Raw genomic sequence first — 20,707 nt, forward strand, 5'->3', positions numbered from 1 at the left:
CGACAGTGCGGTCGACAGTGTGTATTTGCCGATCACAGAACACTGCCGGTTCCGTCAGGCACAGGCTTGCCGAGGTGCGACGTCTCGTCGGCAAAGTCTTACCCCAAGGACGTCGGAGGAGCAAAAAGATGACTACCAGCTTTCACCTCAACGGCAAGCAGGTCACAGTGCAGGCAGAGGCAGATACACCGTTGTTGTGGGTGATTCGCGATGAACTCGGGCTGACCGGTACCAAATTCGGCTGTGGCATGGCGCTGTGTGGTGCCTGTACGGTCCACCTTGACGGCACACCCATTCGCTCCTGCCAGACGCCGGTGTCGGCAGCGGCAGGCAAGAAGGTGGCAACCGTTGAGTCCTTGTCCAAGGACAATTCCCATCCCTTGCAAAAGGCCTGGATTGCGCACGATGTGCCGCAATGCGGCTATTGCCAGTCGGGCCAGCTCATGAGTGCCGCAGCTTTGTTGCGCACCAACAAGAACCCGAGTGATGCCGATATTGCCAACGCCATGAGTGGCAACATCTGCCGCTGCGGTACCTATAACCGCATTCGCGCCGCCATCAAAGATGCCGCCGCTGAAATGCGCAAGGCTTGAGGAGACTGCCATGACGACAACACGACGCGATTTCCTCAAGACCTCGGCCATTGTGGGTGGCGGCCTGACGCTAGGCATTGCCCTGCCAGGCGCGGTCAGTGAAGCAACCGCTGCAGGTACTCTGCATACGCCCAACGCCTGGGTCCACATTGCAGACAACAACACTATTACCCTGATTTCCGCCCGCTCCGAGATGGGGCAGGGTGTCTACACCTCCATGCCAATGCTCATTGCCGAGGAACTGGGTGTGGATATCCACAAGGTCAAGGTTGAGATTGCTCCGGTCGGCGATGTCTATGTCAATTCGCTGCTGGGCGGACAACTGACTGGCGGTTCCACTTCGGTGCGCGAAGCGTGGGAAAAGCTGCGCGTCGCCGGCGCGCAAGTGCGCACCATGCTCATTAGCGCTGCTGCGCAAAAGTGGCAGGTCGATCCCGCCACCTTGCATGTGCATGATGGCAGTGTCATCGGCCCCGGCGGCCGTAAGGCAACTTACGGCGCGCTGGCGGAAGCCGCTGCCCTGTTGCCCGTTCCCAAGGACGTGGTATTGAAAGACCCCAAGGATTTCAAGATCATCGGCAAGCCGACCAAACGCCTTGACACCCCGGGCAAGGTTAACGGGACGGCGGGCTATGGGATCGATGTCAAGCTGCCTGGCATGGTCTACGCCTCGCTGGAGCAATGCCCGGTCATCGGCGGCAAGGTTGTCAGTTTTGATGCGAGCAAGGCCAAGGGTATGCCCGGCGTGATCGATGTCGTGCAGATTCGCGATGGCGTGGCCGTGGTTGCCGATAGTTACTGGCGTGCCAAGAAGGCGCGTGAGGCATTGACCGTCACCTGGGACGAAGGTCCGGGCGCGCAGATCGATAACGCCAGCATGCGCGACAGTATCCGTAACGCCAGCGACACCCCGATTCCCATCAAGAAGACCGGCGACGCTGACGCTGCGTTGAAGGGCGCTGCCAAGGTTCTGCAGGCCGAGTATTGGTCACCTTTGCTGGCACACGCCACCATGGAGCCGCAAAACTTTACTGCCGACTATCGCAATGGCAAATGTGTGGTGATCGGTCCGGCCCAGTTCCAGCAAGGTACGGCCGGTAATGTCGCTGCTGCACTCGGCCTCAAGCCAGAGGATGTCACGGTCAAAACCACCTTCCTCGGTGGCGGCTTTGGGCGTCGTCTGGAAGTCGACTTTGCGGTGCAGGCCGCCGAAATCTCCAAGGCAGTCGGCAAGCCAGTCAAGTTATTGTGGAGCCGCGAAGATGACACCAGTCATGATTTCTACCGCCCCATGGCACTGCATCGCATGGCAGGTGGTCTGGATGCGAGCGGTAACCCGGTGGCGCTGACGTTCCAGCTGACCTCGCAATCGGTCACGCAACGCGCCTTTGGCTTGCCCAAGGGCACGCTAGACCCCTTCATGGCGGAGGCGTCCGTGGTCGGCTATGCGATTCCCAACATGACGCAATCGCTGATCGAGCACAACAGCGGCTTGCGTGTTGGCTACTGGCGATCGGTCAGCCATGCCCTGAATGCTTTCGCCAACGAAAGCTTCATCGATGAGCTGGCCGCCGCTGCCGGACGTGACCCTTATCAATATCGACTGGGCCTGTTGTCAGAGCAGCCACGTCTGGCCAATGTACTCAAGCTGGCTGCGGCCAAGGCTGGTTGGGGTACACCGTTGCCAGCCGGTCACCATCGTGGCGTGGCCCTGATGGAAGGCTATGACACCTACATGGCGCAGGTGGTCGAGATATCGGTCAAGGAGAGCGAGATCACGGTACACAAGGTTGCCGTGGCGGCCGATCTGGGGCATATGGTCAATCCGGATACGGTGCATGCGCAGCTGGAGTCGAGCATCGCCTTCGGTCTGTCCTCCACGCTGGGTTCAGAAATCACCCTCGAAAAAGGTCGTGTGCAACAAAGCAATTTCCACGACTATCCGGTGATTCGCATGTTCCAGATGCCCAAGATCGATGTGACGCTGGTGCAAAGTACCGAGAAACCCGGCGGTATCGGCGAACCAGCCACCGCACTGGTAGGCCCGGCAGTCGCCAATGCCTTCTTCGCTGCGACCGGCAAGCGGGTGCGTCGCCTGCCACTATCGGCTGACAACATCAAGTCAGCCTGAGTCATTACTCCGCTGCTACAGCATCTCCAGCCGCTGCGCTCGTCGTGGCGGCTGGAATGCAGTATCCAGCTCCTGCAAATCAGTTGTGCTCAAGGTCAGTTCCAGACAGGCGCGGTTCTGCGCTACATGCGCCAGCGTCGACGCTTTCGGGATCGCAATCACACCCGGTTGCCGCAAGGTCCACGCTAACGCCACCTGTGCTGCCGTCGCGCCATGTCGACGGGCCACCGCGTTCAATGCCGGGTCTTTGAGCAAGCGGCCTTGCTCAATCGGTGAATATGCCATCACGGCAATACCATCGCGCGCGCAGGCCGGCAGCAAGTCAAACTCGATCCCGCGCCGCGACAGGTTATACAGCACCTGATTCACCTGCACCCGTGCGCCGTGCTCCAGTGCCAGCAATTCCTGTATGTCTTCATGGTCCAGATTGCTGACACCCCAGGCCCCGATCTTGCCCTGTGCGACTAACGTTTCCAGCGCCTCCACCGTGGCCGAGAGCGGATGCGTACCGCGCCAATGCAACAGATACAGATCAATTTGTTCCACCGCCAAGCGCCGCAAGCTGGCTTCGCAGGCACGTAGCGTACCCTGGCGCGAAGCATTGTGCGGCAACACCTTGCTCACCAGATAGACCGCGTCGCGACGACCGGCAATGGCTTTGCCAACCACCTTCTCGGCCCCGCCGTCGGCATACATTTCGGCGGTATCGATCAAGGTCATGCCCAGATCGATCCCATGCTGTAGTGCACGGATTTCAGCGCTCGCCTGGGCGGCCGATTCGCCCATGTTCCAGGTACCCTGACCGAGCACCGGTACCGCACTGCCATTGTTGAGGGTGAGACGGGGAATTGCTTGCATCACAGCTCCATGCATGGTCATGTCGAAGCCTCCATCCTAGCGCATGCCACCGGTTTGACATATTCGTCGCGTACACTTTGTGCCCTGTCCCCAAGCCAATCTATTCGACCCGGAGTGTTGCCCATGATGTGTCGTCTTTATCTTGCCAGTTTGCTGCTGCTCAGTTCCGTCATTGGCGCGCCGGCACAAGCCGCCAGCCCCGATGCGTTATGGCAGATTGCACATGAACAATGTCTACCCAACAGCATTGCCCATGGCAACCCGGCACCCTGCGCGCTGGTAGACCGCGAACACGGGTTCGTGCTGCTCAAGGACATCAATGGTGTGGCCCAGCATCTGCTGATTCCCACGACCCGGCTGGCCGGTATTGAAAGCCGCGAATTACTCTCGCCCGATGCCCCCAATTACTGGCGTCAAGCCTGGGAGCGGCGCGACTACGTATCACAAGCGCTGGGCAAGTCATTAGCACCAGACCAGTTCGCCTTGGAGGTCAATTCGGCAGCCGCACGCAGCCAGTTGCAGCTGCATATCCACATGGATTGCGTGCGGCCCGATCTGCCAGCGCTATTGCAAACACACCGGGACGACCCGTTTGGCCAATGGCAGTCGCTGCAGCTCGATGGCCACACTTACAGCATCCTGCGCCTGCCTGCCGATGCCCTGGCCACGCAAGACCCGTTCAAGCTCGCCGCGGCACGCAGCCCCTATGCCGCGCGCGCCATGGCAGCGCAATCACTGTTGCTGACCGGTGCCCGCTTTGCGGACGGCAGCAGCGGCTTTTATCTGCTCGACATGCCGGTCAATTTTGCGCTGCAAGAGCAGGGTAGCGCGGAAGTCCTGCTCGACCACGATTGCCGCATTGCCCAATAAACAAGTAGCAATGGATCGTATTGTCAGTGTGGCAACAGATGCCGGATGTGGTGGAAGCCTGACGACTGGCATGTGGCGCGCAGTGGTTCTTATCCCGTGACCGACAAGTATCGGAGGTCTGAAATATCCAATTAAAATATTTACTATTCTTTAATTGCTTTAAATTTTAATTTAAAGGATAGTAAACATCATGAAAACCACAAAATCGAAGCAGCAACACACTCAGCGCGTGATCTTGCAAGCCGCAGTTGATTTGATGACCGAACACGGTTTTGACAGCGCCAGCATGAAGCAGATCGCGCGCGCTGCCGGGATCGGCGACGCCACGATCTACAAATACTTCCCCACCAAGGAAAAGTTAGTCCTGGGCTATTTCGAACAATCGATCAACGATGCCATTGCCGCCGCCCTTGGCACCGATGGCTTTGCCGGGTATACGTTACAAGAGCGATTGCAGCGCCTGGTCGATGCATTGCTGGAAATATTATTGGCTGATCGTGAGTTCGTCGCCGTCGCTCGTGAGCTGGTGGGCAAGTCGCCCACGCTAATGATGGGAGACGCGTTGCCAGGCAAGCTCGCCATCAAACAGCAGGTTGTCGCCTTCCTCGATGCCGCTGAATCAGCCGGCAGCATTGCACCTTGCGACTTCAAGCCGCTCATCGGCGGCCTGTTCGCGGACTATTTGCTGGCCGTGATCGTGTATTGGCTCAACGACCGCTCAGACCAACTTGCCGACACCACCCGCCTGGTCGATTTAACGTTAGCGCTGCTGGTGCAAGTGCTGGAGAGCGGCTTGCTTAATAAATTGTCGGATCTGGCCGGGTTCCTGTTGCGCAGCCAGCTTGCGCGCCTGATGCAAAACGGCTCGGCCTTGCTCGATCTGGTGCAGCTGGCCGGGCCACTGATACGTCATCCGAAAGCCAGCGGCTATGGCACGTAACGACAAACTCTCCACCAGCACGCTTGCCAGGGGAGCCATCACAGGCATGGCCGTTGCGCAAGCCGGTATCGTTCATCTCGGATATCTCGCACGCAAGCACGCCGGCGAAGAGGATTCCAAAGCGCGGCAGGCAGGGCGTGAAGCCGAGTTAGGAAGAATTCTGTTTAGCGCACTCAACCGGCTCAAGGGCACTGCCCTCAAGGCGTCGCAACTGCTGAGCATGGAGACAGGATTGCTCCCGGAGGGCGTGCGCCTGCAACTGGCACGGAGCTTCCATCAGGCGACGCCGCTCAATCGCGCACTGGTGCATAGGGTCTTCAGGCAGGAATTTTCTCGGGATGCAGACCAGCTCTTTCAGTACTTCGACCCGCAGGCATTCGCCGCTGCGAGCCTGGGGCAGGTACATCACGCGCAATTGCACGGCGGCGAACCGGTGGTTGTCAAGCTACAGTATCCCGGCATCGCCAGTTCGATCGGCGTCGATATGCGGATGATCCGCAGCCTGCTGCAAGGAGTGCGGTTAAGCACTGATCTGCTGCCTGACAGTGACATTGTTGAGCGCTTGATGGCCGACATCGAATACAAACTCGCCGAAGAAGTCGATTACACACACGAAGCAGAGCAGTTGCGCTGGTTCGGCGAGCACGCGTTATTACCAGGGATCGTTGTGCCACAACCGATTGCCAGCCACAGCACGCGGCATGTACTTACGATGCAAGCGGTTGACGGCCTGCACCTAGATGCCTGGCTTGTCACTAACCCGTCACAACAGGCACGCGATCGGGCCGGGCAACTCCTGTTCGATTGGTTTTTGCACAGTACCTTTGTGTGGCGGCGCTTACATGCTGATCCGCATCCCGGCAATTTCCTTTTTTTACCGGATGGTCAAATCGGCGTGGTGGACTTCGGTTGTACCAAGCGCCTTTCTCCCGACTTTACCGCCGCGCTCGCAAAAGCCTGGTGCGCATTGCTGCAGCATCAGCCCGATGGCGACTGTGAGGCATTGCGGCAGCACTATGTCGACCTGGCAATGATCTCGCCGAGTCTATCGCTGGCCGAATTTGAGCGGGAATTGATGCCAGCATTGGCCTCCTTGCAGGCTTGGCAGATTGCGCCTTTCCGTACGGCCCGATTCGACTTCGCGACCCGGTCGCCCTATCCCGCATTTGAGGCAACACCGCAACGGGCAATTGCGCGCTATATGACCGGTTTTCGTGACGAGATACCGTATTTTGAACGGACTTACCTCGGCATCAGCCACATGCTCAAATCGTTGCGGGCAAGGGTGTCCACCGACAACCGGTGGGTTGGCGCGGGAACATGATGAGGGCAAGCATCACCGCGTCGCGGTAGTCGAAAAACAATTGCCGCAGCAAGGAATTCACAATCGTCATTTTGTAAGATTCTCAACATGCCATTTTTAGGGCTAACCCATGACAAACAAAGCCTTCCTGATTCCCACGCCGACAGCAGCGATTCGTGCCTCAGGGTTGCCGCACATTGATTTCGCCGATGCTTATTCCGGTCAAGCAGATCGCACCTACGCCGACGCCGAACAAGCAGCGCGTGCCGTATTCGCCAATCCGCCGCCCGCGGTCCAACGGCTGATGGCATTACGTAATGCCATCGTGGCGCCGTTCGGAATAAAGGCAAGTGTTGATTTTAGTGATCGAGGGCTGGGGAAAATTGACGTCTTTCCGATTATCTCCAGTACCACTACCGAGATCGTTGTCGGTGGGGACGACAAACATCTGAATTTTCGTATCTGGATCAGTATTGAAGCGGGTCCGAACGGATCTACAGTGACGATTTCAACGCTGGTTAAAATCAACAATCTTCTCGGGAAAATATACTTGTCGATTATCATGCCGTTTCACAAGTACGTCGCGCGTTTGCAGCTGGAAGCGGGGCTCAATTAGCACGCATTACTGCCCAAGCGCGGGGGCCAGGATCGTGAATCCATCAGGGCGACGTTGTTCGTTTCTGCGCCGAATTGTGCAATCAATAAGTTGCAATAAATCAAGCTGACAGAGCAAGTTGTCAGAGCGCCAATAGAAAGCGGATACGGTGGCTGTCTGACTACAGACATGCCGCGTGCTTTTCTATATCATCCCGACCTTTGGTAAAAAAGGCGGGAACAGCATGTCAGAGGCTTGCGGCGTGGATTTCGGAACATCCAACTCCACCATGGGATGGAGCAGGCAGGGACAACCCGCGTTGCTGACATTGGAAGACGGCAAGCAAACCTTGCCCTCGGTGGTCTTCTTCAATGCCGACGAGAACGAGTTCAGCTACGGCCGGGCCGCCTTGTCGACTTATCTGTCCGGTTACGAAGGGCGCCTCATGCGTTCCCTCAAGAGCCTGCTCGGCTCCGGCATGATTGACGGCCAGACCGAAGTCGGTGGCCGCGCACTGCCGTTCCGTGCCTTGCTCACGCAATTTATCGGTGAACTGAAACAACGCGGTGAACGCGCCGCCGGTCGCCGCTTCGACAGCGTGGTGCTGGGCCGCCCGGTCTATTTTGTGGACGACAACGCCGCCGCCGATCAACTCGCCCAAGACACCCTCGAAGAGATCGCCCGCGCAGTCGGCTTCAAAGAGATTGCCTTCCAGTACGAGCCGATTGCCGCCGCCTTCGATTACGAATCCACCATCGACCGCGAGGAGCTGGTTCTGATCGCCGACATCGGCGGCGGTACCTCCGACTTTTCATTGGTGCGCCTGTCGCCACAACGGGCGGCATTGACCGAGCGGCGCGACGATATTCTGGCTACCGGCGGGGTACACATCGGCGGTACCGATTTCGACAAATACCTGAGTCTGGCCAACGTCATGCCCCTGCTGGGGCTAGGCAGCCAGCTCAACAGCAACAGCGAAGTACCGTCCAGCTACTACTTCAATCTGGCGACCTGGCATACCATCAACCAGATCTACACCCGCAAGGCCTGGCAGCAATTGCAGGACGTCTACCGCGAAGTGCGCGAGCGTGACAAATTTGCCCGCCTGCTTGATCTGGTCGAACAACGCGCCGGACACTGGCTGGCCTTGCAGGTAGAGTCGGCCAAGATTGGCCTGTCGGAAGCAGCGTCTTTCACGCTAGAGCTGGACCGCTTGCGCCCGGCCGCATCGCTGCAACTGGTGCGCAACGACTTCGATAGCAGCATCGATCATCTGGTCGAAACGGTCGAACAAACCGTCACCAAACTACTGGCCGATGCCGGTGTCGGTGCAGACAAGATCGATACCGTCTTTTTTACCGGTGGCTCCAGCGGGGTACACCTGTTGCGCCATCGCATCGCCGCACTGGTGCCACAGGCGCGCCAGGTGGAAGGTGATTTGTTTGGCAGCATCGGTGCCGGTCTGGCACTGGATGCAGCGCGCAAATTCTCCTGAGTATCTTCGTGCTTACAGGTCGAGGATGGTCTCGGCCAGCAACATTCTGAGCTTGCGTGCACCGGCACCCTGTACCAATTCCTTCTCAATCTGGTTAAACCAGACCGGTTTGGCATTGGTGATCAGAATCTCCGGATTGACCCGCAAGCGCTTCATCTCCGCCAGCAACAGGCTGGAATAGAAATGCTTGGTATGGATCGCCATCTCGCGCTGGCTGTTGGGATAGGTGTTCTCCACCAGCAGATAGCGCAGATCGGGAATATTGTTGATGATGTCCCACAACGGCGGGCAGGTCGTGGTATCGCCACTGAAGACCATCGTCGCACCGGTATCCAGATTATCGATCTGGTAGCCCACTGCCGGCACCGTATGGTTAGCCGGCAAGGCCGTGATACTGCGATGCTTGATCACCACCGAGCGCCCGACTTCGAGCGTGTTGAAGCACAGATACGGGTTCTCCGGCGAAGGGATGACGGTAAAGTCAGGCCAGATGTCATCGTTGAAGATATGCCGGTGGATCACTTCCAGCGTCTCCTTCGTGGCATGCATGGTCAACGGCGTATTGCGCATCTCCCCGACGCTGTCCACGATAAAGGGCAGGCAGGTAATATGGTCCAGATGGGAATGGGTGATAAAGACGTGATCAACCGTCTTCAAAGCCGGTAAAGGCAGATCCGTGACGCCGGTTCCGGCATCGATGAGAATGTCATCATCCAGCAGCAATGATGTTGTGCGGCGGGAGGTACCGCCGATGCCGCCACTACACCCCAGAATTTCTACACGCATGGTTCACCATAGCAAGAACGTCAGATGGTAAGTGATCCGCAGCCCTAAATCAACCGGCATCATCAACATGCCGGACAAGCTCCAAAATTGGCTTGACGCTGGTTGTTCAAACAGAGAATAATCGGCCGTCCTTGAGAAAAAGAGGATCAGGTTTAGCAGCCTGGATTACCAAAGCGCAAGAACCGCGCAATGCGGTTTTTTTGCGAGCTATTGTTGCGCCTTCAATGGGCGGCAGTGGTAGGGAGGCTTCGGCCTGCCGGGTTCCTTTGGTACCGGTCTGCTAACCTTGTCATTTGCCGCCCTCCCGTTTAGCAGCGGGCTGCGGCTTAACCGCTACCAGAGGAGGCTCACATGCCTAGCACTACTACGTCTGACCAAAAAACAATCCCACCTCACCACGAAGACTTCCACTGGATTCACGGCCCCGGCCAAGAGGAAAAATTCGTCAATTTCATTGAACTCACCCGCGATGTCAGTGCAGGCATTACCTCCTGCATGCACATCATCTACGCCCGTGATCTGGTCAATGAATTGAATCAGGACAGCGATCCTGAACAAGAGGTCGCGCCATCGATTGGGAAATCCGATAGCGCCAACTTGTTTCGTCTCTCGCTGGCAGCAGCGACCATGCTGCGCGATGTATCGGATCAACACATCGCCAGCCTGAACAAGTTTTGGGATGAATAATTAAGGAAGGGTTTGCACGGTGTGTTTGTGCACCGTGCAATAGATTGCTTTGTCTCGTACTAAATCGAAAGTGAAGACCTATTTGTAGGAAGCATCGCCCAACGCCATAAAAGACCACTAGCATCACACGCTTTCATTGAAAACTTCATGAATGCGTTCAGATGATCATCAGCCCCCCATTCATTTTGCCGGTCGTCAAAAAAGACGAGAAATACACCACCAAAAAGTCGCTCAACGATCCGGTGATCGTCACCCCAACCGACGACGAGATCACAGAAGCAGCCATGCGCCCGACTGCCAGTAGCTTGATTGGCGGCACCGGCATCGAAGAAGGCACCTTCCCCGTCAGCAATCACCTGATGTGGCACAACGGTATTCATCTGCAAGCAAGGGATGCGGGTAGTCACGATTACCCAATACACGCAATTGCCGATGGCGAGGTCGTGTTTATGCACAAGCCAAATCCCATGCGTACTAACGATCTAGCCGGTCAATATTATGACGAAAGCTGGACTGACAACGGCTGCATCGTCCTGAAACACAAGACTGAGATCGGCGCAGATGGCGACCAACCAGTCAGCATCACGTACTACAGCGTTTACATGCACCTTGTCCGTATTCTGATCACGGGAGGAGTTGGAAGAAAGGTCTATCGCAAGGACAAATTGGGCGTAGCCGGGCAGATCTATGGTCATACCAAACAGCTCCATTTCGAAATCTGCTGCGATACCGAGAACCTCAAAAAAATCATCGGCCGCGACCCCGGCTGGCAAGGCCCGGAAGCCATTCCCACCAAAGACGGCCGTACCGACAGTATCTTTGGCAGCCTCTACATTTATCTGCCAGCCACGACGCCGATCCGTATCGATCCACCCACCGATCATCTTCGCGCTGATAGTACTACTACGCTAGGCACTGCCCAATGGATCAAACTTGACTATGGAAGCGAAGGCAGAATGCCCGGTACCTGCGCACTCACCAGTTACAGCACGTCCGGCCAGTTGGGAGCAACACGTCAGGATATCAACGCCGAATACAACCTGTACAAAGAGGCGACGGATCGTCACAACAGCCTGATCAAGGCACATCCGACAGTAAAAAGCAGTCCCTCTGGCTGGTATGAGTTATTGCGCTTCGGTCGCAATATTGGTCGGAGTACGACAGACAAAGACCCACTACCCGACGATGCAGCCCATTGGCGCAAGATAAGAACACTAGAGGGCAAGGTAGTCTGGGCAGACCTCAATGCGCCCGGTACGTACAAATTCAGTGATGCCGATTTCCTGCCGCAGTTTGGCTGGAACTGTTACGACGACGATACCAATCCCAATGACCAGCGTTGTGATTCAGAAAGAATCAAGGCACTGATTCGTGCAGAAGGCGATCAACCCAATCCTGACCGCAACAAGGATGACGTCAACTTATCGAGACGGTTGGGTGATAAGGACGTGCGCAAAGCAATGCGCAGGGCGATTTGCAAATTCCCCTGCGAGTGGGACAAGCACGCCATGGTTAAGCGCTATGAGTGGCTCAAGGAAGTGGAATACGGCTACAAGGATAATCCGGAGGGCTGGATAGAGTATGTCAATCATCTGCGGGCGATGACCTTTGATGGATTACCGCAAGAGTACACAGACGCACAGTGGCGTTTCCATCCGACGGAGTTTATCAAGCATTTCAGGAAGTGTGGATGGTTGAGTAAGGAGGAAATTGCGCAATTGGTGCCAAGCTATGCTATTCGTACTGCAATTAATAAACAGACAAGGAACAAGGAGATACTTTGGGAGAAGGTTAGAACTGACACTACTGACGATAGCCAAATTTTCAAATATCACCTGACTCCACTGAATCGGGCAATGCGCAAATACGGCATCAACACACCGATGCGACAAGCATGCTTCTTCGGTAACGCAGTACAGGAAACAAACTGGATGCAGTCCCTTCCTGAAACAGGAGGAAGAGGCCTGTGGTACGCGCCCTGGTATGGGCGTGGCTTTTTGCAGCTGACCAATCCTGGAAACTATTGCGATTACTGGGCGTGGCGCGGTAGAAAAATCAAGCCAGGACTACGCGATGAATTGATGAAAGTTTATAACGCCATTTATCGATTACCGCCGAATCAGAGGCGTAATACAGATTTAGAGGATGAAAAATTTACGGGAATAACTCAGGAAATTAAGGTTTGGCGTAACGATGTGGAAGCGCTTACTAAACCTCATGCTCCTCCAGAGCAAGAAGCACTTCTTGCGCCGAGCGATAGTGCCGGTTTCTACTGGATAGCAAGGGGGATGGGCAAACATGCCGATGCGCCACACGTGCTTGAAGCGCGCGTGGTGGAAAGCAATCTTGGTCGAAAAACCTATTATCGCAGTCCAGCTTTCTGGAAGGCCAGCGCGGCGGTGAATTCACCTCTTGCCGTGTCTAGGATCGATTATTCTGGCTTGAATGGATTTGACTCACGCTGCTGCGCATATGGCGTAGCGGTAGCCGTGTTGTCAGAGCTCTTACTGCCAGATGGTAACGGTCAGCCTACAGTGATGTACCCAACAGATTTTGAGCCGAGGAGATAAATCATGAAACGATGGATAAGCCTACTGATATTGCTCTGGCCGCTGACGCTGCAAGCAAACGATACTGCATTTAAAAGAACAAAAAAGCACGAGGCCAACATGGGGCCAGGCTGTAATGTATCTTTAAAAATACCGATAACTGCACAATTTTCTATCAGTTACGCTAAAGATGACAAGCGAGGTGGTAGCGGATTCATTATTGAAAATCCATTGAATCTAAAAACCAAAGAATATATTGCACCGTTTTATTTTGGTTTCACCTGTTACTCAGTCGACGATGGAGTAGTAAATGGAAGTGCAGTTCGCTTTGATACTGCGCGTAATGAATGGGTGCGCGATATTGATAAACGCATTGCAGCGACAGTAGTTGAATGGAGTAAGGAAGACACGATGGACCTACGTCGTGAATTTGCACGTGCCATCAAGCTTTATCCGCTCAACAACATCAATGCACGCGGTTACCAAACAGCTGCACTTTGAGATCTGCTGCGACACCGAGAACCTCAAAAAAATCATCGGGCGCGAGCCCGGCTGGTTAGACCCAGAAGCCATTCCCACCAAAGACGGTCGTACCGACAGCATCTTCGGCAGCCTCTACATTTATCTGCCAGCCACGACGCCGATCAGTCTCAAAGCACCCACCGATCATCTTCGCGCTGAAACCGACATCACGCTCGGCACGGCCCAATGGATCAAACTCGATTACGGGAACGAAGGCAAAACGCCCGGTAGCTGTGCATTCACCAGCTACGGCATCAACGGTCAGCTAGGTGCCACACGACAAGATGCCGACGCCGAATACAACTTGTACAAAGAAGCCACCGATCGTCACAACAGCCTGATCAAGGCACATCCCGCAGTAAAAAGCAGTCCCTCTGGCTGGTATGAGTTATTGCGCTTCGGTCGCAATATCGGTCGGAGTGAAACAGATAAAGACCCCTTGCCAGACAACGCGGCGCACTGGCGCAAGATCAGAACACTAGAGGATAAGTCAGTCTGGGCAGACCTGAATGCGCCGGGTACTTATAAATTCAGCGATGCCGATTTCCTGCCGCAATTTGGCTGGAACTGTTACGACGACGATACCAGTCCCAATGACCAGCGTTGTGATTCAAAAAGACTCAAGGCACTGATCCGGGCAGAAGGCGATCAACCCAATCCGGATCGCAACAAGGATGACGTCGAACTATCCAGACGTCTGCCGGAGAAGGACGTACGCAAGGCACTACGCAGGACAATTTGCAAATTCCCGACGGAGTGGGACAGAGGCACGATCATTGCGCGTTATGGATGCCTCAATGAGATGGAGTTCGGCGCCAAGAATCGTGCAGATCGCTGGGCCCGCTTTGAAAACCACGCCCGTGCAGTGAGCTTTGATGGATTACCGCAAGAATACAAAGACGCGCAGTGGCATTTCCATCCGACGGAGTTTATTAAACATTTCAGGAAGTGCGGGTGGATGGATGAGGAAACTTTAGAAAAAATTTATAAACAAACCCCAGTCCCAATTAGGGAGAAATATCGATTTTCATTAAATATAGTAATGCGGAAATATATGATAAATACCGCTGAAAGGCAGGCTCATTTCCTTGGGCAAGGCGCAATTGAATCATATTATTTGATGAATATGATGGAGGGGACCGTTTCTTTCCACAAAAATCCCAGTCATCCGAGCTATGTTGTTGAGATAAATAAATATTATTCTGATCCGAAAGATATGTATGTAAATTTTCATAATTATGAAAAAGATGGGAATAACCTCGGGAATATAGAAAAAAGCGATTTGCGTGACAGAAATAATAATAAATTATTTATTGAAATTAAAAAAGATCAAAAAAATAGATTGTATCTATATGCGCTAACGAGGGAAATGATAGATCCACAATACTCAAAATCTGGGGATGGAATGAAATTCAGAGGGCGTGGATTTAAGCAGTTAACAGGAAGATATAATTACGCAAAATATTGGGTATATCGCGGTTGGATATCATTGTCTAATTTTGACAGCGTATGGTGGGGTGAAAAAATAGGCCACCGAGCACCGATTATCGATAATCCGCAAATTATCTCAAATGTCCCGTATAACTGCATTGATTCAGGCGGTCACTTTTTTGCAAAAAATAAATGTATAAAATCTGCTGATGGCGGGGTAAATATAAAATCATCAAATTCGATAAGCTTAGTAATAAATAAATTTGACACTCAATCATTTGATCGGAGATTCTTTGAGGTCAAAAATTCTTATATTTACGTCGGGGATGAAATTTAGTGAATAAATCAAAATTTAATTTGTTTTTTTTATTTTTATTTATAATTAATTTTTCATTTGCATCTGCTGGCGATAAAAATTTAATTTTATTTTCAAAATTCAATTTATCAATACCTGAAAACTGGGTATGTAAATTTGAAAGAGAAAATTGTATTTCCGTTTCACCATCAATAGATAGCGAATACAGTATTTTACAAATTTGTCATGAAGACGAATTTACACAAAATTTTTTTGTTAGATTAAGTGATAACGAATGGATTCCAAACTCTGAGGGATATTCGTCGCCAATAAAACCTAAAATTTTCAATGGAGTTAAATACTTAAAGGCAAATATTTATTACAGAACCTCAGATGAGGCCGGTATGCATTTGAATAATGGCCTGATTGCAGATATTATTTTTGAAAATGGAGCCGTAATTTCATTTTTTGGGAAAGGAGACGAATCTGATTTTAAATTATACGAAAATATAATTTATTCAATTAATATTAATTAATATTTAATTTAAAAATTAATAATATTAGACTTCTTTTTTACGAAACCTAGTGATATGTGACTCACTAAGACTCAAGGCACTGATCCGGGCAGAAGACGATCAACCCAATCCGGATCGCAACAAGGATGACGTCGAACTATCCAGACGTCTGCCGGAGAAGGACGTGAGCAAGGCATTGCGCAGGGCAATTTGTCAATTCCCGACGGAGTGGGACAGAGGCACGATCATTGCGCGTTATGGATGCCTCAATGAGATGGAGTTCGGCGCCAAGAATCGTGCAGATCGCTGGGCCCGCTTTGAAAACCACGCCCGTGCAGTGAGCTTTGATGGATTACCGCAAGAGTACAAAGACGCGCAGTGGCATTTCCATCCGACGGAGTTCATCAAGCATTTCAGGAAGTGCGGGTGGTTGAGTGAAGCGGAATTGGTTCGACTTTACCCAGATTCAGCATATGCTTCATTTGGAAAGAAAGCTGTTGAGTACATAAATTTATATGAGATCCCGTTGAATAAAATTATGCGGAAATACGGTTTAACTAATGCAACTCGACAGGCGCATTTTTTAGGCCAAGTTGCTGTAGAAACTTACTACATGATGGCGATTCGTGAAGTGCCAATTGACGTATCTCGGGCGATTAAAAATAATCATATTATGATTCGACCTGAAAATAATGGTTTTATTGGTTACGAGAAAGAAGATTTGTCTAAATATAGTTATTTTAACTACTTGGAGCTCAAGAAAAATTTGGGGAATACCTCTCCTGGTGACGGCCTCAAATTTAGAGGCAGAGGTTTTAAACAACTGACTGGTAGATACAACTATTCTGAGTACTGGGTTTTTAGAGGATGGCTTGATCGTAGGAGTTATATAGCAGATTGGTTTGCACATTATCCGTACCTGCAGGGTCCAGTAATAGATAAGCCAGAGGATGTCGCAAATTCGCCATGGAATGCAGTTGATACCGCAGCATTTTTTTGGATCAGATACAAAGTATATAGAGCTGCAGACCACGGTGTCGATGAGAAATCTTCGTATTCAGTAACGGCGATAGTTAATAAAAAAACGGATGTGAAAAGCTATAGAAGGAGATTGGACGAAACATTTTCAGCTTGGTTGATACTCGGGACTGTAGTATGAAGAAATATATGGTTTTTTTTATATTTTTTTTAAATTTATGTAAGGCTTACCCGGGGAATATATGCGAAATAACAAGTATTGAAAATAATTTAGAAAGCTCTTTGATACTAAAAATAGGTAAAACATCAATTTATTTTATTAATTTTGACTATGGAGTAATAGGGTGGGAAATTAGCAAATATGGGAAATGGTTTATTGTTTATGGGACCTATCCGACAACATCGAAATTTGACTCAATGTCATCCCAGGAAATTGATTTTATTATGGGATCAATTCCGGAATTAAGGGTTTCAATTTTTAAAGATCTGAATTTTAACGAGATTTGGCATTCGGAGGAATTTCAAGATGGGGGAGGAATTTATAAAATCGCCATGGACAATTCTGAGGAAAAAATTTTTATAGGGAGGCCGTCAGGCGTTTTTGAGATAAGTACCAAAAACAAGAATAATAAATCATATAAAAATATAGATTTATCAGATAAAAATTATCATGGCACCTGTGAAAATTACGAGATGAAATAAAATATTTAAATAAATATGTTTGACTAATCAAGTAATTTTTATTTTTTGCTCTCCACAATGTACCTTCCTATGGCGTTGTTGCATAAATCCCGTAGCTGCAAGTCGGGCTGACGTTTACGCCCAACAGGGATAACGATAGTGCTGTTAACTTCGAATCGAACTGGGTAAATTCTCTTCTTTTGAGCAGAGAAATGCGCAAGGACGAACGCAGCACGAGCGAGCCAAAGGAAGTTTATCGGATCAGGAATTGGTCACCCTAAAAGGCTGGTCTGATTGCACGAGGCAATATCACGATGTGGATCAACGAGGATGACCTGATCGCCCCTGCCTGTATGCAGATGCCGCTGGGTCTCAAGCAGGTATTTCGTCTGCCGCTGCGAGCACTTCAGGGATTCGCCCAAAGTCAGCGAGATATGGCCTTCTCTGGTTTGCCTGTACCAAATTACACAACACTGAGTCGTCGTGCCCAGAAGCTTGATGTGGTCCTTGCCATACCAGCCAGCCGCGAACCCCTGCATCTGGTTGTTGATAGCACCAGGTTGAAAGTGTTCGCCGAAGGCGAATGGAAGGTGCGTAAGCATGGGTATTCGAAGCGTCGTATCTGGCGCAAGGTACATCTGGCATTGGAGTGACGGAAAGAGATTTAAGGGACGCGGTCTCATCCAACTCACTGGTAGAAGTAACTATGTCCAATACGGGAAATATAAAGGAAGGTGTTTTTTAACGGATGAAACTGCGGCGCAGCTGATAACAGATGCACATTTAACCTGTGATTCGAGCGGTCATTACTGGATATCAAAGCAACGTTTTAAAAAAATAAAAGACGAAAAAGGCAAGGAAAAATTAATTCCCAACCGGTTGCAAAGTATTAATTATTGGGAAGATAAAGGAGTTGATATAAAGGATGCAATACAAGTCACAAAATGCATAAACTCTGCAGAATTACATTTCAAAGAAATTCGCTGGCCTTGTTTTGAGCATGCATTGTATGTTCTTGATGCTGAAATTAATCCACCAAAAAATCTAAAATTTATCTTGGACAGACAGCAATGAAAATAATAAATATGTTATTAGCTATTTTTATTATTTTTAATAATGTGTCGTGCGCATTTGCGGGAGAAAAAAGAGAAAGATTTTATTACTGCGGAGGTGGCTTAAATTTCAGGATACCTGATTTTATAAATAAAAAACCTTTAGTTTGAAAAAATTGTAAGGAAGATTTTATATTGAAGAGCAAGAAAGGAGGCAAGAATCTACATGTTTCGACTTTGATGCATATGGAGAGAATATTTAACTCGAAACAATATATTGATTATGATTATCTAAAAAAATTAGAAAGAAAAAATTTAAGGCATATCTATTCTTTTTTAAGCACAAAGAATAAAACAGGAGAAGTTATGGTGTTGACGCATCAATGGATAAATTTAGATGGAATCGTTAAAAATACTCAAAAAGACATTGTTTTTGCTTCAGACGACTCCGATTTTACTGTTTATGCTTCTTACGTAGGTAATCCTGATGATAATAATGATGTATTGTTTATGAATTCCATTGAACAAGTATTTCTTTCAATGGAGATGGATTAGAAATTTTCATTATTTACTATAAAAATAATATGATTTTCTATTCCTGGAATTTTATTTTGATATGTGAAATATAGTGTGAATTAAAAAAATAGAAGATTAATGAATAGCACCAAAAATTATTTTTTCAAAAAAATAAAAAAACCGGCCGCGTGAGCATGGGAACTCGCCACGGCCGGAAAGGGGATGAAAAAGCAAAAACTAAAAAACCAGCAGTACCTTAGAGCGCCGGTTTCGCACCACTAGCGACCTTGCTGCTACTAGCACCATTGCTACCATTGCCACTGCTATCACCAACAGCACCGGCCAACGTATCGCCAGTCTGCGTGGCAGCAGGCGTACCCTGCCAGCCACCACCAAGTGCCCGGATCAGGTTGACGGTGGTACGGGCGCGTTCACCATCCAGTTGCACCGAGGTGCGCTGTTGTTGCAGCACGGTGCGGTCGGCGTCGATGACGTTGAGGTAACTGATGGCACCTTCCCGGTATTGCAGGTGCGACAGGCTGGCGGCGCGGGTGGAGGCGGCGACGGCGGCATCTTGTGCCTGGGTCTGCCCACCCAGCAAGCGAAGTCCGGCCAGGTTGTCTTCTACTTCGCGGAAGGCGGTCAGCACACTTTGCCGGTAGTTGGCGACATCTTCTTCATACACGGCGCGGGCGCGGTTGACGGCGGCATCGTGGTGACCGCCGTCAAACAGCGGGAGCGTCAATGCGGTGCCGACCAGTGGCCCCAGCAGGAAGGTGCGGCTGGACCAGTTGAACAAATCTCCCAGCTTGGCTGATTCATAACCGAGCGTGCCGGTCAGATTGAGCTGCGGGAAGTAGGCAGCCTTGGCGACGCCAACGCGGGCATTGGCGGCGGCCATGGTGCGTTCGGCGGCGGCGATGTCGGGACGGCGTTCGAGCAGGTCAGACGGCAAGCCGGCGGGGATGTTGATGACGACCCGTGACAGCGGTTGCGGCGTGAAGTTGAATTCGGCCGGTGTCTTGCCCAGCAAGATCGCTAACGCATGTTCGGCATTGGCGCGCTGGCGTGCTACGCCATACGCGTCGGCCTGTGCGGAGGCGAGCTCTGATTTGGCGCGGACCAGATCAACTTCGTCGATATCGCCAGCATTGAAGCGGCGTTGTACCAGTTGCAGCGATTCTTCACGCAGATCGACGGTACGGCTGTAGAGCGCTTGCGTGGCGTCGAGCTCGCGTAGCAGAAAGTATTGCTGCGCGACGTCGGCCTGTAATGCCAGTCGTACTGACTGGAACAGTGCTTCGCTGCTTTGGGCATCGGCGGTGGCGGCGTCGATGGTGGAGGCGACCCGGCCAAACAGGTCGGCCTCGTAGGAGACGTTGGCCTGCGCACGCCACAGGGTGGTAGGCGAGGTGTTGGCGTCGGCTGCGAGTCCTTGTGAGGCGGGAGATACGCGTTGACGGGTCGGGCCAAAGCCGGTGCTGACCTGTGGGAACAGGTCGGCGCGTGCATCCTGCCGCAGCGCGCGGGATTGTTGCAGGCGGGCGCTGGCGGCTTTCAGGCTTTGATTGGCGGCCAGGGCTTGCTGCTCCAACTCATTGAGGGTGGCATCCTGGAAGATGGTCCACCATTGACCGCGGGCCAGGTTCTCGGCGGGCCGGGCAGTCTTCCAGTCTGCTGAGGCTGGTGTGCCGGACTGATCGCCCGCTTCCTTGTAGCCGACCGAAGTCGCTACCGGTGGCCGTTCGTAGGTCGGGGCCACCGAGCAACCGGCCAGCACCAGCAGTGCTGCCAGCAACGCCGAGCCGATGCGCGCTGCGCGCAGGCTGTGTGACTTGTTGTGGTGCGTATGGTTGAATGTGTTCATTGTGTTTTTCCTTTGCTTGTCTTCATGCGCTTGGGCGCATGGT

19 protein-coding genes and 1 pseudogene are annotated in these 20,707 nt (G+C 51.7%); 17 read left to right on the forward strand and 3 right to left on the reverse strand.

All coding sequences use genetic code 11. The annotated features are described in order from the left end of the window. Positions 1–128 precede the first annotated feature (128 nt). On the forward strand, positions 129–593 hold the full coding sequence (locus FHW66_RS14480) for a (2Fe-2S)-binding protein (RefSeq protein ID WP_183380530.1): 465 nt from the start codon (positions 129–131) through the stop codon (positions 591–593). Positions 594–603: 10 nt separating this feature from the next. Then, positions 604–2,724, forward strand: coding sequence for a xanthine dehydrogenase family protein molybdopterin-binding subunit (locus tag FHW66_RS14485; RefSeq protein WP_183380531.1), 2,121 nt, complete (start codon positions 604–606; stop codon positions 2,722–2,724). Positions 2,725–2,739: 15 nt separating this feature from the next. Here FHW66_RS14485 and FHW66_RS14490 read toward each other — a convergent pair whose 3' ends face one another. Further along, positions 2,740–3,582, reverse strand: a complete 843-nt coding sequence (locus FHW66_RS14490) for an aldo/keto reductase (RefSeq protein ID WP_183380532.1) — start codon at positions 3,580–3,582, stop codon at positions 2,740–2,742. 123 nt (positions 3,583–3,705) lie between these two features. Here FHW66_RS14490 and FHW66_RS14495 point away from each other — a divergent pair, with 123 nt between their 5' ends. The 5 genes from FHW66_RS14495 (at position 3,706) to FHW66_RS14515 (ending at position 8,785) form a co-directional block, all read left to right on the forward strand. Beyond that, positions 3,706–4,452 (forward strand): CDP-diacylglycerol diphosphatase, encoded by a 747-nt coding sequence (locus FHW66_RS14495; RefSeq protein WP_183380533.1) that lies wholly within the window; start codon positions 3,706–3,708, stop codon positions 4,450–4,452. 190 nt (positions 4,453–4,642) lie between these two features. Continuing rightward, positions 4,643–5,392, forward strand: coding sequence for a TetR/AcrR family transcriptional regulator (locus tag FHW66_RS14500; protein ID WP_183380534.1), 750 nt, complete (start codon positions 4,643–4,645; stop codon positions 5,390–5,392). Continuing rightward, on the forward strand, positions 5,382–6,716 hold the full coding sequence (locus FHW66_RS14505) for an AarF/ABC1/UbiB kinase family protein (protein WP_183380535.1): 1,335 nt from the start codon (positions 5,382–5,384) through the stop codon (positions 6,714–6,716). Before FHW66_RS14500 ends, FHW66_RS14505 begins: the two co-directional genes overlap by 11 nt. Positions 6,717–6,825: 109 nt before the next feature. After that, positions 6,826–7,311 (forward strand): DUF2867 domain-containing protein, encoded by a 486-nt coding sequence (locus FHW66_RS14510; protein ID WP_183380536.1) that lies wholly within the window; start codon positions 6,826–6,828, stop codon positions 7,309–7,311. Positions 7,312–7,534: 223 nt separating this feature from the next. Beyond that, positions 7,535–8,785: an Hsp70 family protein gene (locus tag FHW66_RS14515; protein WP_183380658.1), complete on the forward strand. Its 1,251-nt coding sequence runs from the start codon at positions 7,535–7,537 to the stop codon at positions 8,783–8,785. A gap of 12 nt (positions 8,786–8,797) precedes the next feature. Here the strand turns inward: FHW66_RS14515 and FHW66_RS14520 are convergent, their stop codons facing one another. Beyond that, positions 8,798–9,571 (reverse strand): 3',5'-cyclic-nucleotide phosphodiesterase, encoded by a 774-nt coding sequence (locus FHW66_RS14520; protein WP_183380537.1) that lies wholly within the window; start codon positions 9,569–9,571, stop codon positions 8,798–8,800. A gap of 351 nt (positions 9,572–9,922) precedes the next feature. Here FHW66_RS14520 and FHW66_RS14525 point away from each other — a divergent pair, with 351 nt between their 5' ends. The 10 genes and pseudogenes from FHW66_RS14525 (at position 9,923) to FHW66_RS14570 (ending at position 18,836) form a co-directional block, all read left to right on the forward strand. Beyond that, positions 9,923–10,258, forward strand: a complete 336-nt coding sequence (locus FHW66_RS14525; RefSeq protein ID WP_183380538.1) for a hypothetical protein — start codon at positions 9,923–9,925, stop codon at positions 10,256–10,258. 161 nt (positions 10,259–10,419) lie between these two features. After that, positions 10,420–12,828, forward strand: a complete 2,409-nt coding sequence (locus FHW66_RS14530; protein ID WP_183380539.1) for a M23 family metallopeptidase — start codon at positions 10,420–10,422, stop codon at positions 12,826–12,828. Positions 12,829–12,831: 3 nt separating this feature from the next. After that, entirely contained in the window at positions 12,832–13,308 is a 477-nt protein-coding gene (locus tag FHW66_RS14535; RefSeq protein ID WP_183380540.1) for a hypothetical protein, read from the forward strand. Then, entirely contained in the window at positions 13,232–15,097 is a 1,866-nt protein-coding gene (locus FHW66_RS14540; RefSeq protein WP_183380541.1) for a hydroxyethylthiazole kinase, read from the forward strand. Before FHW66_RS14535 ends, FHW66_RS14540 begins: the two co-directional genes overlap by 77 nt. Then, complete coding sequence (locus FHW66_RS14545; protein ID WP_183380542.1) at positions 15,097–15,591, forward strand: hypothetical protein; 495 nt, start codon at positions 15,097–15,099, stop codon at positions 15,589–15,591. Before FHW66_RS14540 ends, FHW66_RS14545 begins: the two co-directional genes overlap by 1 nt. A gap of 163 nt (positions 15,592–15,754) precedes the next feature. Next, entirely contained in the window at positions 15,755–16,729 is a 975-nt protein-coding gene (locus tag FHW66_RS14550; RefSeq protein ID WP_183380543.1) for a hypothetical protein, read from the forward strand. Next, positions 16,726–17,250 carry a hypothetical protein gene (locus tag FHW66_RS14555; RefSeq protein ID WP_183380544.1) on the forward strand — a complete coding sequence of 175 codons (525 nt, stop codon included), beginning with the start codon at positions 16,726–16,728 and terminating at the stop codon, positions 17,248–17,250. Before FHW66_RS14550 ends, FHW66_RS14555 begins: the two co-directional genes overlap by 4 nt. A gap of 191 nt (positions 17,251–17,441) precedes the next feature. Beyond that, positions 17,442–17,879: pseudogene (locus tag FHW66_RS14560) on the forward strand (transposase); the annotation flags it as partial. After that, positions 17,830–18,303, forward strand: coding sequence for a hypothetical protein (locus FHW66_RS14565; RefSeq protein ID WP_183380545.1), 474 nt, complete (start codon positions 17,830–17,832; stop codon positions 18,301–18,303). The pseudogene FHW66_RS14560 and the gene FHW66_RS14565, both read left to right, overlap by 50 nt. 173 nt (positions 18,304–18,476) lie before the next feature. Beyond that, a complete protein-coding gene (locus FHW66_RS14570) occupies positions 18,477–18,836 on the forward strand; it encodes a hypothetical protein (protein WP_183380546.1) in 360 nt (119 codons plus the stop codon). A 217-nt stretch (positions 18,837–19,053) separates the two neighbouring features. On the opposite strand, the gene FHW66_RS14575 is transcribed toward FHW66_RS14570, so the two are convergent. Next, entirely contained in the window at positions 19,054–20,664 is a 1,611-nt protein-coding gene (locus FHW66_RS14575) for an efflux transporter outer membrane subunit (RefSeq protein ID WP_183380547.1), read from the reverse strand. Between the last annotated feature and the right edge of the window lie 43 nt (positions 20,665–20,707).

The organism is Herbaspirillum sp. Sphag64, from assembly GCF_014192645.1.
Classification (GTDB): Bacteria; Pseudomonadota; Gammaproteobacteria; order Burkholderiales; family Burkholderiaceae_D; genus Herbaspirillum.